At 64.0% G+C, this 16,707-nt stretch carries 12 protein-coding genes; 10 read left to right on the top strand and 2 right to left on the bottom strand.

Translation table 11 applies throughout. The features are described 5' to 3' along the window. Window positions 1–100: 100 nt before the first annotated feature. Both ppa and RLO07_RS01305 read right to left on the bottom strand, forming a co-directional pair. Window positions 101–646 (bottom strand): inorganic diphosphatase, encoded by a 546-nt coding sequence (ppa, locus tag RLO07_RS01310; protein ID WP_462290328.1) that lies wholly within the window; start codon window positions 644–646, stop codon window positions 101–103. A 57-nt stretch (window positions 647–703) separates the two neighbouring features. Further along, window positions 704–1,966 (bottom strand): 6-phosphofructokinase, encoded by a 1,263-nt coding sequence (locus RLO07_RS01305; protein WP_462290327.1) that lies wholly within the window; start codon window positions 1,964–1,966, stop codon window positions 704–706. A 174-nt stretch (window positions 1,967–2,140) separates the two neighbouring features. Between RLO07_RS01305 and mpl the strand changes: the two genes are divergently transcribed. The 10 genes from mpl to RLO07_RS01255 all read left to right on the top strand — a co-directional run bounded on the left by mpl (window position 2,141) and on the right by RLO07_RS01255 (window position 16,700). Further along, complete coding sequence (mpl, locus tag RLO07_RS01300) at window positions 2,141–3,514, top strand: UDP-N-acetylmuramate:L-alanyl-gamma-D-glutamyl-meso-diaminopimelate ligase (protein ID WP_462290326.1); 1,374 nt, start codon at window positions 2,141–2,143, stop codon at window positions 3,512–3,514. Continuing rightward, window positions 3,514–6,129 carry an efflux RND transporter permease subunit gene (locus RLO07_RS01295; protein WP_462290325.1) on the top strand — a complete coding sequence of 872 codons (2,616 nt, stop codon included), beginning with the start codon at window positions 3,514–3,516 and terminating at the stop codon, window positions 6,127–6,129. The genes mpl and RLO07_RS01295 overlap by 1 nt, the downstream gene beginning before the upstream one ends. A gap of 32 nt (window positions 6,130–6,161) precedes the next feature. Continuing rightward, window positions 6,162–6,386 carry a Fe-S-cluster oxidoreductase gene (locus RLO07_RS01290; RefSeq protein ID WP_462290324.1) on the top strand — a complete coding sequence of 75 codons (225 nt, stop codon included), beginning with the start codon at window positions 6,162–6,164 and terminating at the stop codon, window positions 6,384–6,386. Between the two features lie 13 nt (window positions 6,387–6,399). Beyond that, entirely contained in the window at window positions 6,400–6,999 is a 600-nt protein-coding gene (locus RLO07_RS01285) for an LON peptidase substrate-binding domain-containing protein (RefSeq protein ID WP_462290323.1), read from the top strand. Window positions 7,000–7,019: 20 nt separating this feature from the next. Beyond that, on the top strand, window positions 7,020–8,825 hold the full coding sequence (locus RLO07_RS01280; protein ID WP_462290322.1) for an aminotransferase-like domain-containing protein: 1,806 nt from the start codon (window positions 7,020–7,022) through the stop codon (window positions 8,823–8,825). Between the two features lie 119 nt (window positions 8,826–8,944). Continuing rightward, window positions 8,945–9,817: a carbon-nitrogen hydrolase family protein gene (locus RLO07_RS01275; protein WP_462290321.1), complete on the top strand. Its 873-nt coding sequence runs from the start codon at window positions 8,945–8,947 to the stop codon at window positions 9,815–9,817. 104 nt (window positions 9,818–9,921) lie between these two features. Continuing rightward, window positions 9,922–12,279, top strand: coding sequence for a TonB-dependent receptor (locus RLO07_RS01270; protein WP_462290320.1), 2,358 nt, complete (start codon window positions 9,922–9,924; stop codon window positions 12,277–12,279). Between the two features lie 45 nt (window positions 12,280–12,324). Then, complete coding sequence (locus RLO07_RS01265) at window positions 12,325–13,878, top strand: sulfotransferase family protein (RefSeq protein ID WP_462290319.1); 1,554 nt, start codon at window positions 12,325–12,327, stop codon at window positions 13,876–13,878. Then, window positions 13,871–15,511 carry a serine hydrolase domain-containing protein gene (locus RLO07_RS01260; protein ID WP_462290318.1) on the top strand — a complete coding sequence of 547 codons (1,641 nt, stop codon included), beginning with the start codon at window positions 13,871–13,873 and terminating at the stop codon, window positions 15,509–15,511. Before RLO07_RS01265 ends, RLO07_RS01260 begins: the two co-directional genes overlap by 8 nt. Window positions 15,512–15,524: 13 nt before the next feature. Then, window positions 15,525–16,700 carry an MFS transporter gene (locus RLO07_RS01255; RefSeq protein WP_462290317.1) on the top strand — a complete coding sequence of 392 codons (1,176 nt, stop codon included), beginning with the start codon at window positions 15,525–15,527 and terminating at the stop codon, window positions 16,698–16,700. Window positions 16,701–16,707: the final 7 nt, after the last annotated feature.

The raw sequence follows: 16,707 nt of genomic DNA, 5'->3' as shown, positions 1-16,707 counted from the left end.
GGCGCTCGTTTGATTGGGCCCCGGCCAGCCCTGCCCTCGCGCGCCTCCCCCACAACGCTTGGGCCACGGCTGAATGTTACCGAATTAGCCGCGCAGCCCACTAGCGTTCGATCATCGATGTCTGGTCAAAGTTGCGCACGGCGTCGACGATGGCCTTGCGCGCCTCTTCGGCGGGACCCCAACCGTCGATCTTGACCCACTTGCCCTGCTCCAGGTCCTTGTAGTGCTCGAAGAAATGCTGGATCTGCTGGATCAGCAGGGGTGGCAGGTCAGTGGCTTCCTTGATGTCCTTGTAGGCCTTGCTCAGCTTGTCGGTGGGGACCGCAATCAGCTTGGCATCGCCGCCACCCTCATCGGACATGTGCAGAATACCCACCGGGCGGCAGGGAATGACGCAGCCGCTGATGACGGTATGGGGGGTGTGCACCAGAACATCCAGCGGGTCGCCGTCATCTGCCAGGGTGTTGGGGATATAGCCATAGTTGCAGGGGTAGAACATCGCGGCCGTCATGAAGCGGTCTACGGTAATGGCGCCGCTTTCGTGATCCACTTCGTATTTGACCGGATCAGAGTGGGCGGGGACTTCGATAATGACATTGATTTCGTCGGGAATGTTGTTCCCGGCTGGCACGAGGTTCAGGCTCATGGGTGTTCCTGTGATAGAGGGTTGCTGTTTGGGGGTGCGGAGTATAGCAGGCTCTGCTCAAACCTTGAACGCTGTCTTCAGCTTGCGCGGCACCGCCACCAGTTTCAGCCGCGTATAGATGGGCAGGCCGTTGCGGTACTGCGGATAGGCTTCGCCAACGATCAGCGGGGCGAGATAGTCGCGGGCCTTTTCGGTAATGGCAAAGCCGTCCCGGGTAATGAAATCCCGGGGCATTTTTTTCTCCCGGTTGGCCACATCCTGCAGCGGTGCCTCGCCGATATGCCAGCTGTAGCGCTTGCCCTTGCCGCGCTGGATCGCGGGCATGACCGCATTCCTGCCCTGCAGCGCGAATTCCACCGCCGCCTTGCCGACCGCGTAGGCCTGGTCGACGTCGGTCTGGGAGGCGATGTGCCGCGCGGAGCGCTGCAGATAGTCGGCCACCGCCCAGTGGTATTTGTAACCCAGCTCGCTCTTGACCATGTCGGCCAGTGTCGGGGCGAGCCCGCCGAGCTGGCTGTGACCAAAGGCGTCGGTGAGGCCGGATTCGGAGAGAAAGCGCCCGTCGGCATCGTGGGTACCTTCCGAGGCGACGATCACGCAGTAGCCGTGGCGCTTGACTGTGCGCTGGACCCGGGCCAGGAACCGCTTGCGATCAAAGGCGACTTCCGGAAACAGGATGATGTGGGGCGCGTCCCCTTCCTGCTCGGCGGCCAGCCCCGCAGCCGCTGCGATCCAGCCCGCGTGCCGGCCCATCACCTCGAGGATGAACACCCTGGTCGACGTTGCGCACATGGAAGCCACGTCAAGCGCGGCTTCGCGGGTGGAGATGGCCACGTATTTCGCCACCGAGCCGAAGCCCGGGCAGGTGTCGGTCAGGGGCAGGTCGTTGTCGATGGTCTTGGGGATATGGATCGCCTGCAGCGGGTAGCCCATGGACTCGCTGAGCCGGGACACCTTGAGGCAGGTATCGGCGGAGTCACCGCCGCCATTGTAGAAAAAGTAGCCGATGTTGTGTGCCTTGAACACCTCGATCAGACGCTCGTACTCGGCCCGGTTTTCTCGCGGGTCCTTCAGCTTGTGGCGACAGGAGCCGAAGGCGCCGGCCGGGGTGCTGAGCAGGCCGTGAATCGCCGCCTTGGTTTCCTTGCTGGTGTCGATCAGGTCTTCGCGCAGGGCGCCGATGATGCCGTTGCGGCCCGCGTAGACCTTGCCAATCTTGCCTCGATGGGCACGGGCGGTCTCGATGACGCCGCAGGCAGAGGCATTGATGACAGCGGTGACACCACCGGACTGGGCATAAAAGGCATTTTTGGCTGGCATAGAAATTCCGTGTCAGGCCGGGCCCGCTGGCGGGGCGTGTTGGCGATTCATTGACCGGTAATGATACGCCAAAGTGGCTGGCTTGTAGACCGCGATGGGCAGTATTACCGCCCGCTACTGCGGGCTGTGGAACCCCCGTGCTAAACTCGCCGCCTTCGCCAAAGGGAGCGGAACTTGAAAGGGCACATACATATACTCGGCATTTGCGGCACCTTCATGGGGGGTGTCGCCCTGTTGGCCCGAGAGCTCGGCTACCGGGTCACCGGCTCCGATGCCAATGTTTATCCACCCATGAGTACCCAGCTGGAGGCAGCGGGTATTACCCTGGCCGAGGGCTATGCCCCCGAGCACCTGCAGCCCGCGCCGGACGTCGTGGTGGTAGGCAATGCCATGACCCGCGGCAATCCGGCGGTGGAATACATGCTCAATGCCGGCCTTGACTATATCTCGGGCCCGCAGTGGCTGGCGGAGAACGTGCTGCGGAACAAGTGGGTGCTGGCGGTTGCCGGTACCCATGGCAAGACCACTGCCAGTAGTCTGCTGGCGTGGATCCTGGAGTACGCGGGCATGGCCCCGGGCTTCCTCATTGGCGGCGTGCCGGCCAATTTCGGGCTCTCGGCCCGCTGCGGAGGCAGCGACTTCTTTGTGGTGGAGGCGGACGAGTACGACACCGCCTTTTTCGACAAGCGCTCCAAGTTCGTCCACTACCGGCCGCGCACGGTGGTCATCAACAACCTGGAATTCGATCACGCGGATATCTTCCCCGACCTGGCCGCGATCCAGCGCCAGTTCCATCACCTCCTGCGCTGTGTCCCGGGGGAGGGCCTGGTAGTTCACCCGCCGGCTGTTGCGGCGATCGACGAGGTCCTCGCCATGGGTTGCTGGACGCCGCTACAGACCTTCGGGATTGACGGGGCAGCGGACTGGACCGCGGAGCTGCTGCAGGATGACGCTGCCAGTTTCACGGTGACTGCGCCGGACGGTGGCAGGAGTGAGGTCGATTGGGCTTTCCTTGGCCGGCACAATGCCGAGAACGCCCTGGCCGCGATCGCGGCTGCCCACCATGTGGGTGTGCCGCTGCAACACGCGGTCGCGGCGGTGCGCGCGTTTCGCGGCGTCAAGCGCCGTTTGGAACTGCTGGGGCAGATCGGTGGGGTAACGGTGTATGACGATTTTGCCCACCACCCCACGGCTATCGCCACGACCCTGCAGGGCCTGCGCGCCAGCAGCGCCGAGGGACGGGTGATCGCGTTGATTGAGCCGCGTTCCAATACCATGCGTATGGGTGAACACAAGGCGCGACTGGCCGCGAGCACCCGTGAAGCCGACCAGGTGTACTGGTTCCAGCCCGCGGGCATGCACTGGTCAATGGATGCGGTTATCGCCGGCAGTCCGGTGCCGGCGAGTCTCAGCACGGATGTCAGGCAGCTGGCACGACAGGTTACACAACAGGCGCGACCCGGTGACCGGGTCGTTATCATGAGCAACGGGGGGTTCGGTGGCATTCACCAGATCCTGCTCGACGAATTGAAGGCGGCGAATTGCTGATGGTCTCACACCCCTTGCTTACTGCGTACGATGCCCTGGTGCTGCGGCGTCCCTTGGTTTCCCTGGCGCTGGTGGCGCTGCTGTTGATTGCCAGTGTCAGCCAGCTGGGCAAACTCAAGCTCGACGCTTCCGCAGACTCGCTGATGCTGCAGGGCGACCCGGCCCTGGATTTTTTCCGCGAGGTATCCGAGGAATATGGCGCCGAGGATTTCCTGCTGCTCACCTGGCAACCGCAGGCGCCGCTGTTCAGCGACGAGTCTCTGCTGCCATTGCGGCGGATGGCGGATGAATTGCGCGAGCTGCCCGGAGTGTCTTCGGTAGTTACAGTTTGGGATGTGCCGCTACTGGAAAGCCCGCCGGTCAGCCTGTCCGAGATTACCTCCGGCGAGCCGCTGCCGAGTCTCGATGACCCTGGCATCGACCGCGAGCTGGCGCTGCAGGAATTCACCACCAGCCCCATCTATGCCGAGCTGCTGGTCAGTCGTGACGGCGATCTCACTGCCGTGCAGGTCAACCTGCAGCGGGATAAGCGCTACTTTGAACTCCTGCAGGAGCGCGACCGGTTGCGGGCGAAAGATGACGAGGGAACCCTGGCCAGCGCCGAGGCGGAAAGGCTGGAGGAGGTAACCCTCGCTTTCAAGGCTCACACGGCGCAGGCACTGGAGGCGCAGAGCGCGCTGGTGCAATCCGTGCGCGAGATTGCGGAGGATTACCGCAGCCACGCCAGGATTTTCGTCGGCGGCGTGCCGATGATCACCGCCGACATGGTGAGCTTTGTTCGCAGTGACCTGATGCTGTTCGGCAGCGCCATCCTCGGGGTCATGCTGGTGGTGCTGGGGATCATTTTCCGTCGCGTACGCTGGACTGTAATTCCGCTGGCGACCTGCATAGCCACCTCTACGGTCATGCTGGGGTTGCTCGCGTTCCTGGACTGGCGGATGACGGTCATCTCCTCCAATTTTGTCGCGGTGCTGCTTATCATCAGCCTCGCCATCGCCATTCACCTGGTGGTGCGCTACCGCGAACTGCATGCACTGCACCCCGACTGGAGTGTTCACGATCGCGTCCTGCAGACGGTGGCACTGATGGCGGTGCCCTGTATCTATACCGGGATCACGACGATTGTCGCCTTCATGTCGCTGGTGGTGTCGGGGATCCAGCCGGTCATTGATTTTGGCTGGATGATGACCGTGGGCATCGTCGTTGCCCTGGTACTGGCCTTCGTGCTGGTGCCCTGTCTGACCGAGGTCTGGCCCAAGGGGCGCCCCTTCGTTCACAAGAAGGAACATCAGCCCCTGACCGTCCATTTTGCGCGCGCCACGGAACATTTCGGCACTACCATTCTGGTGGTCACCGCGATCATTCTCGGCCTGACCGCGCTGGGCATCTCGCGCCTGCAGGTCGAGAACCGTTTTATCGACTATTTCAAGGACAGCACTGAAATCTATCAGGGCATGGAGCTGCTGGACTCGCGCCTTGGCGGCACCATTCCGCTGGACATTATCCTCTCGGCACCGGACGGCGATATGCCGCTGCCGGGCCTGGAGAACCTCGATACTGCGGCCGAGGCGCCGGCAGCGGATGATCCTTTCCTGGCAGAGGCCGAGGACTTCGGTGCCGACGAGGGCTTGGCCGCTGACGACTGGGACGACGAATTTGGCGAGGATTTCGACAGCTTCAGCACTGGCGAGGACAGCTTTACCCCCAGCTTCTGGTTCAGCCTCGAGGGCATGCGTATCCTCGATCGCGCGCACCGGCATGTAGACCAGCAGGAGGAGACCGGCAAGGTGCTGTCCCTGTCCACCACTTTCGCGGTGGTCAAGGACCTGCTGGGCGACGATATCGGCAGTGTGGAGCTGGCGCTGGTACAGAAGAGCCTGCCACAGGATGTCGCCGAGCTGATGGTGGAGCCCTACTTCTCCGAGGGCAAGGAGCAGGCGCGCATCAGTGTCAGGGTGATGGAAACCAGTGAGCAGTTGCGTCGCAATGCGTTCCTGCAGAGGCTGCACAGCGAGTTGCTTGACGTGACCGGCCTGGAGCCGGAACAGCTGCAGTTTACCGGTATGCTGGTGCTCTACAACAACGTGCTGCAGAGCCTGTTCCAGTCCCAGATCCTGACGCTGGGCGTGGTATTCGTGGCCATCCTTGCCATGTTCATGCTGTTGTTTCGTTCCCTGTCCCTGGCGTTTATTGCCCTGGCCCCGAACATCGTTGCCGCGGGGCTGGTGCTTGGTGTCATGGGCCTGGCGGGTATTCCGCTGGATATCATGACCATCACCATCGCCGCGATCGTGGTGGGTATCGGCGTGGATGACTGCATTCACTATGTGCACCGGTTCATGCGCGAATTCCCCGAGGACCGCGACTATCTGGCGACCATGCACCGGTGCCACTACAGTATCGGCAGGGCGATGTACTACACCACCGTGACGGTGGTGATTGGTTTTTCCACTCTGACCGTATCCAACTTCAATCCCAGTATATATTTTGGCCTGTTGACGGTGCTGGCAATGGTCGCGGCGGTGATTGGTGCCCTGCTGCTGCTGCCCAAGTTGATTCTGGTGCTGCGGCCGCTGGGGCCCGAGGGCGAGCCGGCAGCAGAGGGGCAGGGCTAGTGGAGTGCCGGGCCGGCTGTGGCGCCTGCTGTGTGGCGCCATCCATTTCCACGGCGTTCCATGGCATGCCGCAGGGCAAGCCCGCCGGTGTCACCTGTATCCACCTGACTCGCGAGCGCCTCTGTGGACTTTTCGGAGATATCCGCAGACCAGCGGTGTGCAACGATTTCCAGGCCGAGTATGCTGTTTGTGGAGATGATCGCGAGACAGCTCTGGTGAACCTGCAGCAGCTGGAGATACTCAGCCGCCCGGATTGAACAGGAGATGCCCATGCCGACCACAGAAATGCCCCTGTTCCCGCTCTCTGCCGTGCTGTTGCCCTATGGCCGCATGCCCCTGCAGATCTTTGAACAGCGCTACCTGGATCTCATCCGTGACTGCATGAAGTCCAGTTCCGGTTTCGGGGTGGTGTGGCTGCGACGTGGCGAGGAAGTCGCGCCCGGACCGGGCCAGCAACAGCTGGGCGACACCGGCACCGTTGCCCGCATCGTCGATTTCGACCAGCTGCCCAACGGCCTGCTGGGCGTCACCATCCAGGGTCGGGAGCGTTTTCGCCTGAGTGATACCCGGGTGGCAAAAAACGGCCTGGTAGTGGGCGATGTAGCCCTGGAAGCCATGCCTGAAGCCGCGACTCTGGATGAAGAGTGGTCGCCGCTGCGGGAGATTCTGGAGAACCTGGGGCAACACCCTCACGTGCGCCGGATGGGCCTTGATATCGACTTCGAGGATGCCTGGCAGGTTGGCTACACCCTGGCCCAGCTGCTGCCGCTGGATGAGTCGCTGAAATACGCGCTGCTCAACGCCGATGATGTCGATGAGATGATGGACCAGCTGGATCTTATCCTCAGCGAGATCAGCGGCGAGGGCTGAACCCTCGCCCGCAGAGGCCCATGTTCTACCTCGACCCGGACAGCCCGCTCAGCCTGCAAAGCCAACTGCGCCAGAAAATCGTGGAGGCGATCATGGTGGGCAGTCTGGTGCCCGGTCGGCGCCTGCCCTCATCCCGCAAGCTGGCGGCCCAGCTGGGTGTGGCGCGCAATACCGTGGTCCTGGCCTACCAGCAACTGATGGACGAGGGCTACCTGCTGACCCGGGAGCGCAGCGGTATCTTCGTCAACGAGGAGGTGCTGGCCCGGCGGGTGGGCTATCAGCCCGGCCATCAGGATGGCAATGACAGCACCGTCGACTGGGGAAGACGCCTGCACCGGGTGCCGGAGCGCAAGGCGTTCCAGGCGCCGCCCGACTGGCAACGCTATCCCTTCCCCTTTATTGATGGCTACTATGACCAGGCGCTGTTTCCGGTGCATGAGTGGCGCGAGGCCAGTCGCCTGGCGCTGGGGGTGGGGGAGGTCAGCGCCTGGAGCCGTTATCGCGGCGACGCCGACGATCCGCTGTTGCTGGAGGCTATTCGCACCCAGCTGCTGCCGGCCCGGGGGATCCAGGTGGCGGACGAGCAGATCATCGTCATGCCAGGCATTGATGCCGCCCGAGCACTGCTGGCGCAGCTGCTGGCTGGGCGGGGCGATGTCGTGGCGATTGAAGACCCCGGGTCACCCGAGTGGCGCACCCTGCTGCGGGAGCGGGGCGCGCGCCTCGACTCGCATTCGATCGACGAGGAGGGCATGGTCCCGCCGGCGTCGGGCCGGCACCGGTTGTTGGTGGTCATGCCCAGTCACCAGCTACCGACCGGTATCACCATGAGCATGTCACGGCGCCAGGTACTGCTTGCGCGCGCCGCGGAACTGGACGCCCTGGTGATCGAGGACGAGCATGCGGCAGAGACCAACTACCTGGGGCAGCCGCACCCGGCGTTGCTGAGCATGGATAGCGGTGGCCGGGTGATATACCTCTCCTCACTTGCCCAGGTACTGGCCGGCAGCCTGCAACTGGCCTTTATCGTGGCACCTGCCGAGGTGGTGCAGGCGGCGCGGCAGTTGCGTCGCACGCTGTTCGGCATTCCCCCGCGGAACAACCAGCGCGCCATGGCCTATTTCCTGTCCCTGGGGCACTACGACAGTTTCCATCGGCGCCTGGACGCGGCGTTCCGCACGCGCTGGCTGGCACTGCGGGACGCGCTCAATCACTATCTGCCAAACCTGGTGGTGACGGCCCCCAGCCAGGGCGGTACGGCCTTGTGGGTGAACGGGCCCGATTGGCTGGATGCCCGGGTGCTGGCGCGCGAGGCCGGTCGCCGCGGTGTCCTGCTGGAGCCGGTTGGGCACTATTATCAGGACTCCATTCACCCGGAAAACTGTTTTCGTCTCGGCCTGACCAGTCTGGACGAAAGCCAGATCCGTGGCGGCGTGGCCGAGCTGGCCGCCGTCATTCGCGATCTTTCGGCGACCCATACTGAAACCCTGGATGATGCCCGGGGCGAGCGTGTCGGTGGAGCCCTGCTGCGCAGTCGGTTGGCCGGTGCGGAATTGCACTTCACCACGGTCTATGGTGACCCGGCCAGGATCCGCCTGCATCCGGATGGCACCATGACAGGGCAGGCGGGCTACGCCGCTGAAGACTGCGACCGCGGCGAGTGGTGGGTCGAAGGCGAGCTCTGGTTGCGGCGCTGGGAACAGTGGTCCTACGGCAAGACCCTGGCACTGTACGTCGTCATCGACGGCAACCAGATCAAGTGGTTTGACCGCGAGCGGCAACTGGTGGATGCCGCCTATATCCAGTGGCCTCCGCCGGAACCCTGATCTGGACTCATCCACGGCGCCGATCTGGCGCTAACCCGTACCGCCTGCCATCGCTACCCTGCCAACCAGTGTCGAGGCTTTGTCGCCCCGGCAGTAGCACATTGCCGCAGGAGATGTTGATGGCCCGCTTCGCGATCGCCGGTTTGCAACTGGAGCTGACCAACCAGGACAACCTTTACCGTATCAATGCCGAGATCCACAAGATCATGGCCCGTTTTCCCTGGGTGCAGATGGTCGTGGTCGGAGAGCTGGCGACCCTGGGCCCGGAAACACGGCACGCCCAGCCCCTGCCCTCCGACATAGAGGCCCAGTATTGCAGCCTGGCCGCGCAACACGGTATCTGGCTGCTGCCGGGGACGCTGTTTGAGCGTTGCGGTGACCATGTTTTCAATACCCTGCCGGTCATCAATCCCGCCGGTGCAGTGGTGGCCCGCTACCGCAAGATGTTCCCGTTCTACCCCTACGAACAGGGCGTCAGCCCGGGCACCGAGTTCGTGGTATTCGACGTGCCGGACGTTGGTCGCATGGGTGTATCCATCTGCTACGATGGCTGGTTTCCGGAAACCACCCGCACTCTGGCCTGGATGGGGGCCGAGGTCATCATCCACCCGACCATGACCAACACCATCGACAGGGACCTCGAACTCGCTATTGCCCGTACCAACGCGGCGATCAATCAATGCTATTTCGTCGACATCAATGTCGCCGGGCGGCTGGGCAATGGCCGCTCCATCGTCTGCGGGCCGGAGGGCAATATTATCCACGAGGCGGGCATCGGTCACGAAATCATCGCCTTCGAGGCGGATTTCGGGCTGGTGCGGCGTACCCGCGAGCGCGGGCTGATGGGGTTGGGCCAGGTGCTGAAGAGTTTTCGCGACAGCCCGGTACAGTTCCCGCCCTACCGGGAGGGTCATGCCAGTCCGGCACTGGATGCCCTGGGGGCGCTGCAGGTGCCAACGCGCGGGGGCCCGGCAGTGGATGTGGAACCATAGGCAAGTCGAAACTGGCCCTATGACCTGCCGCGGCAGGCTCGTAACGTGGGGCGGAAGATAATGCGGGCGGACTACCGCCACGATTCAAGCTGAGGGGCAGGAATATGAGAACACTCAATACAGGCAGGAAAACCCTTTCTCTGGCAGTCGCTGCGGGCAGCGCTCTGCTGGTGCCGGACTACAGTTTCGCCCAGGGCACGGTGTTGGAAGAGGTCAGGGTGACTGCAACTCGCCGCGACGAATCCATTCTCGATATTCCCTACAATATTTCCGCGGTCAGTGGCGCCAGTATCGAGGCGGCACAGATGACTGACCAGGCCGAACTGCTGCGCTCGATCGCCGGGGTGGGGATCATTGATCGCGGCTATCGCAACTCGGGTACGGTCAACACCATCCGTATCCGCGGGCTCAATGTCGACAGCTCCATTGTCGGTGACTTCGCGGTGGCATCGGCACCCACGGTGTCGACCTATGTCAACGATACACCGGTATTCGCCAACTTCGTGCTCAAGGATCTCGAGCGGGTGGAGGTGCTGCGCGGCCCCCAGGGTACGCTCTATGGTTCCGGTTCACTGGCCGGTACCGTGCGCTACATCATGCGCGAGCCGGAGTTCGATGAGCTCAATGGCAAAGTCTCCGGGGGGTTCAGCCGAACTGACGGTTCCGATGGCTGGAACTGGACCACGGATGCCATGTTGAACCTGCCGCTGTCGGACACCCTGGCGTTACGGGTGGTCGCTGGTCAGAACGATTATGACGGTATCACCGACTACAAGAATGTGTACGTGCTCGACGACAGCGGTGTGCCGGTCGCACCCAACGGCGTGTTGGCGCCGGACGCGGTCTACCGCGATGTGGAAGACGCGGATGATGTGGATATCTGGTTCGCGCGGGCGGCCCTGCGCTTCCAGCCCAACGATCGCGTCGACGCCACCCTCAGCTACCATACCCAGTCCGATGACATCGGTGGCCGTCGTGGCACTACCCGCGGCAGCAACGGTGCCGGCGAACCCTACGGTGACAACGAGCTGGGCGCGGTACTGCTGGAACCCTCATCCCGCGATATCGATCTGGTGAGCCTGGAGGCGGATATCGACCTCGGGTTCGCCACCCTGACCTCCAGTACCTCGCATTACGAGCACAGCGGTGAAGGTACCAGCGAAAACACTGGCTTCTACGCGCAGCTGGGCTGGATTGCCGCGTTCTACTACAACTACCCGCGGCCCATGGCCAGCGCCCAGCGCAGCTACGATGACGAGAGCTTCATCCAGGAGCTGCGGCTGGTATCCAGCACCGATGGTGCCTTCGATTACCTGGTCGGTGTCTACTATCAGGACCAGACCATCAAGTCCGGCCAGGACAGTTTCCTGCTGGGTTTCAAGAACTGGGCCGATGTGGCCTTTGGCCCTGGCGTGGTGATCGACGACCAGGACTTCCTCTACCGGCGCACCGAGGATTTTCGCGACGTCTCGCTTTACGGCGAGCTGACCTGGCACCTGACGGATAGCGTACACCTCACGGGTGGTGTCCGTTACTTCGACAACAAGTCCGATATCGATACCTTCCAGCAGATCAGCTTCTACGAAGGCTTCCGGCCCTCGGCGGAAGCCGACTTCAGTCGGGATGATTCCGATACCCTGTTCAAGATCAACCTGTCCTGGGACATGAACGACACCACCCTGGTCTACGGTACCGTATCCGAGGGTTACCGCCGTGGCGGCGCCAATGCTGTGCCCACCGTCGGTGTCTTTGCAGAAGATCCCGCCTGGCAGCTGTACGATGCCGACTCGGTGGTCAATTACGAGCTGGGGGTCAAGGGCAGCAGAGGTCAGCACAGCTATACCGCGGCCCTGTTCTACGTCGACTGGGAGGATGTGCAGCTCAATTCCGCTACCACCAACTGGGCTTTCTTTGCCGTGCAGAATGGCGATGAGGCCACCAGCCGCGGGCTGGAACTGGAAGTGAGCGGGCCGCTGGCGGAAGGCTTGACCTACACCCTGGGTTACGCCTACGTCGATGCCGAGCTCAGTGCGGATTTCCTGTCGGTGGATCCGGCAATCACCACGCCCTTGGCCGGTGACGGCACCCGCCTGCCGGGGGCACCCGAGCACAGCGCAAACCTGACCCTGAACTACACCCGCGCACTCACCGGGGACATGAACTGGACGACACGGGTTGACGGTTACTATCAGTCCTCCAGCGAGAACAGTATCAGCCCGTCGGCGCGCTTCGCCGAAACCCTGGACAGCTTCCAGCTCTGGAACCTCACCACCGGAGTGACGACGGCGTTCTGGGATGTCAGCCTGTTCGCCAAGAACCTGTTCAACGAGGATGGCGTGACCGGTGTTTACAAGGAAGAGTACATGGGCACCGACCCGGACCAGGGCTACTTCGGCAATGGCGCCAAGGACGTGATTTCGCTGCCGCGAACCATTGGTCTGGCTGCTACCTATCGCTTCTGATGGCGCTGGTTTAGGCTCTGCCCTGGGAATGGTTGGGGGCGCAGCGTGAGGGACGAGGGAGACCTGCTGGAACAGGCTGCGGCGGCATTGCGCCGGGGCGACATGCAGCGGGCGCAACTGTGCTGCCAGCAGGCTCTGCGGGCGCAGCCTCGGCAGGCCCGGGGCTGGCTGCTGGCGGCGAAGCTGGCGCAGCTGAGCGCCGATTACAGCAGTCAGTGCAGTGCGGCCGCCAAAGCTGCGGCGCTGGAGCCGGATGACCTCGGGATCCAGCTTGGCCATGCCGAGGCGCTGGTGCTGACGGGCCAGCTGGCCCGCGCCCGGGCCCTGGTTCTGGCGCAGGAGCCTCGCGCTTCCGGGGCGGCTGACTGGGCCGCGATTGGCCAGTTTTATCTGTCGGCAACGGACTACGCTGCCGCCCTCGCGGCCTACCGCAGGGCTGCAGCGCTTGCGCCCGGGGATCCCGCTGCGCAGGCCAATCTTGCCAATGTTCTCGCTGTGACCGGCGCGAGCGGGGAGGCAGAGCAGTTGCTGAGCAAGCTGCTGCTGCAGGATCCACTGGATGCAGACAGTCACTACAACCGCGCCACCCTGCGCCGGGTGGCCGTGGATGACAATCATATTGCCGAGATGACCAGGGCCCTGCAGGGCGGGCCACAGGATGAGGCACCGCTGTGCTATGCCCTGGCCAAGGAGCATGAAGACTGCGGTGACTATGCCGGCGCCTGGGACTATCTCCAGCGCGGCGCCCGCGCACGCCGGGCGCGCCTGAGTTACAGGGTGGAGCGGGACGAGCAGACCATGGCGACTATCGCGCAGCACTTCGATGACGATTGGTTGCAGCGCCAGCAGCGCGGCGACGCTGTGCCGGGGCCGATATTCGTGCTGGGGCTGCCGCGCAGCGGCACTACCCTCGTGGACCGCATGCTGGCGAGTCACAGCCAGGTGGCCAGCCTGGGCGAGATCAACGATTTCGCCCTCGCCCTGATGCGGGCCGCGGGCCCGCACGGGAGTCGGCGCGACCTCATGACGCAGGCGGCGCGGGCGGACATGGCGGCGCTGGGCCGGGACTATCGCACTACGACTGCGCAGTATGGGACACAGGCGGTGTACCTGGTGGACAAGACGCCGCTCAACTTTCTTTACCTGGGGATCATTGTCGCGGCACTGCCCGGTGCCCGGATCCTGCATTTGCGGCGCCACCCGGTCGCCAGCTGCCACGCCCTGTTCAAGACCCTGTTTCGCATGGCGTGTCCCTTCAGCTACGACCTCGACGACCTGGCCCGCTACTATATTGCCTACCACCACCTGTTGAACCACTGGCGCCAGGTGCTGGGTCCGACCAGTTGGCTGGACGTCGACTACGAGGCCCTGGTGACGGCACCGGAGGCGGGCGTCCGTCGCCTGCTGGCCGCCTGTGACCTGCCCTGGGAGCCGGGTTGCCTGGCGTTTCATGCGAACCCGGCTCCGGTCGCCACCGCCAGCGCGGCCCAGGTGCGGGAGCCGATGCATACTCGCTCGGTGGATCTCTGGCGCCAGTACCGCGTCGGACTGGCACCGCTGATCGAGCAGCTGCAGCGCGCCGGGATCGACTGTGACTGAGGCCGGGGTGCATCGCAGCCAGCGCGCAACCGGGAGGCGATGGAGTCGCTCTAGCGCAGCGCCGCTAGAGTGGTGCCTGCTGGTTCTGCTGACAGTTCCGTGGGCCTGCCTGGCAAATGCCGGCGACTCCCCCGCAGGCGAACTGCAGCTGCGGTTCGCTGCCGCGGAGCGCCTTGTAATCGAGAGCGACCGTCTCGGCCTGGCGGAGCAGTTCCACGGGCAGGTGGGACGCCTGCCCGATCTCACGCTGCGGCTGGCGACCGATGGCAGGGTGCTGGTGCCCGCGCAACGTCAGCCCATGCCCGGGTCGCATCCACTGTGGCAGGCGCTGGCGGGAGAGGGCAGCTGGGAGCGTGATGCAACCCGTACCCTGGTCTTGAAGTTGCCGCTGGACTTGCTGGAGCAGGGTGCCAACTGCATTCACTACGGTACGCTCGAGGCCACCCTGCCTGTCGGCGGCGAGGGTACTGCCGTTCTGCAGGTGACCGGCCAGACCTGCGAGTACTTCAAGTTCCGCGCGCGCTTTCAGGGTAGCGCGCGCTGGCGGCCGGCCGGGGTGGCGGTCGCGCCGGCCCACGAATCCCGCTTTCCCGTGTACAACCTGGAACAATTGCAGCGCGACACCGGTATCGAGGGCGCTCGCCTGGCACCGCCGGAGGGGGTGAGTGCGGAGCACCTTACCGTGGCCGGGCTGCTGTTGGACGGGCGCCACTACCAGTCCGGCTGTGCTGCGGCGGCGGGCGTGAGCCGCCGCTGCGAGCAGCTGCCGCTGCCATCGTTTTCCCTGTCCAAGAGCCTGGTGGCGGGAGTCGCACTGATGCGCCTGGAGCGGCTGGTACCGGGCAGCAGCCAGCGTACCATCGGCGAACTGTTGCCCGCATGCGGCAAGGACTGGGATCAGGTGACGCTGCGGCAGGCACTGGACATGCAAACCGGTCGCTACGATTCGCCGGTATATTTTGCGGACGAGGACGCGGCGATCGCCAGCCCCCTGTTTCTGGCGCCGGGGCATGCGGCGAAGCTGGCCTGGGCCTGCACGGCCTATCCGCGCCGGGAAGCCGCGGGAGAACGTTGGGTCTACCACACTGGCGATACCTACATTCTGGTCAGCGCCATGGCGGCGCTGTTGCGTGAGCTCCGGGACGACGAGCGGGCGGATCTCTACAGCGATCTGCTGCACGGGGAAGCGTGGTCAAGACTGTCCCTGGGGCCGCTGGCGGCCTTCACCCGGCGCACGGCGGATGCCGCAGCGCAGCCCTTTGGTGGCTGGGGCCAATTGCTGACCGCGGATGATCTCCTGCAACTCGGTTTGTGGCTGGCCGCGCAAGGCCGGCAACCGGAGCTACTGGATCCGGACATGATCCGTGCAGCGATCACGCCCCGCGGAGCGCTGCCCGGGGTGGCGGCGGGCAGCGCCGGCCTGCGCTATCAACACGGCTTCTGGTTGCTGGATGCGGCCCCGACCCTGGGTTGCGCGCAACCGTACTGGATTCCTTTCCTGTCTGGGCACGGTGGCATCACCCTGGCGCTGCTGAACGAGAACACCCTGTACTACTACGTCAGTGACAACAACGAATTCCGCTGGCTGTCTGCGGTAGTCGCCGTCCATCAGCAGCGTCCACTCTGTCAATAACCCGGGTCCCGCCATGAGCCAAGCCACCGTAACCGCCCGTCGCACCCTGTCACCACACGGAGAGTGGGCCCGCGTCGCGCTGGCTTTCCTGGCCACGGCGGGGTTGTTCTACGTCAACATCATGCCGGCCCTGGTCGACGGCCTGGTGGAGGGGCTGGGGTTCTCCAACCGGGAGGCCGGACTGGTGGGCTCTGCCAACGTCTACGGTGCCGCCCTGGGCGCGCTGGCGGCGGTATTCCTGGTGCGTCGCATTCGCTGGCGCAGGGCGGCGTTCCTGTTGTTGCTTGCGCTGATCGCGCTGGATCTCGTTTCCATCCTGCTGCGCCTGCCGCTGGTGCTGGTCGCGGTTCGCTTCCTGCACGGCGCTGTCGGGGGCATGCTGGTCGGCATCGGCTTTGCTGTCATTGCCCGCACTCTGAAGCCGGATCGCACTTTCGGCTATCTGCTGGTGGTGCAGTTTGGTCTGGGTGGCGTCGGCGTCATGTTGCTGCCACCACTGGTGCCACACTTCGGTACCAGTGCCCTGTTTCTGTCCCTGATTGCTTTCAGTGTTGCGACCCTCGCCATGCTGCCATTCCTCGACGACTACCCGGTGGTAGTGCCCAGTGCCGGCTCGCCTCCGCCGGCGGCTATTCGCTGGGCCCCAATGCTGGCGGTGCTGATCGCCCTGTTTCTGTTTCAGGCCGCCAACATGGGGCTGTACGCCTTCATCATCGGCATGGGCAAGCACTACGGCCTCGGCATGGCCTTCATCAGTCCGACATTGGGGGCCGCAGCCTGGGTGGGCATCATCGGTGCCCTGCTGGTGGTTGTCATGGCGACGAAATACGGCCGCTGGTGGCCCCTGTTCCTGGGCATGAGTCTCACGATCCTGGGTACCGCCCTGCTGCACTGGAGCGGCCAGCCCTGGGCCTACCTGCTGGCGAACTGCGGCGTGGGCATTACCTGGGCCTTCGTCATCCCCTACCTGCTGGGCATGTGCGCGCACTTCGACCCGGTGGGACAAATGGCGTCATTGGGTGGTTTCGCATCCAAGATGGGCCTCGCCAGCGGTCCCCTGCTGGCTTCCCTGTTCCTGGGCGACAACCGCTATGATCTGGTGATCAACGCCGCGGTGCTGGCGCTGATTCTGTGTCTGGTCGTCATCATGCGCCCGGCGCTAATGCTGGACCGGGAGGCTTCGATCTGATCGCCAT

This window comes from Haliea sp. (genome assembly GCF_040221975.1).
Classification (GTDB): domain Bacteria; phylum Pseudomonadota; class Gammaproteobacteria; order Pseudomonadales; family Halieaceae; genus Haliea.
The sequence above is the reverse complement of the archived record's forward strand: the minus strand, read 5'-3'. Positions and strand labels throughout refer to the sequence as shown.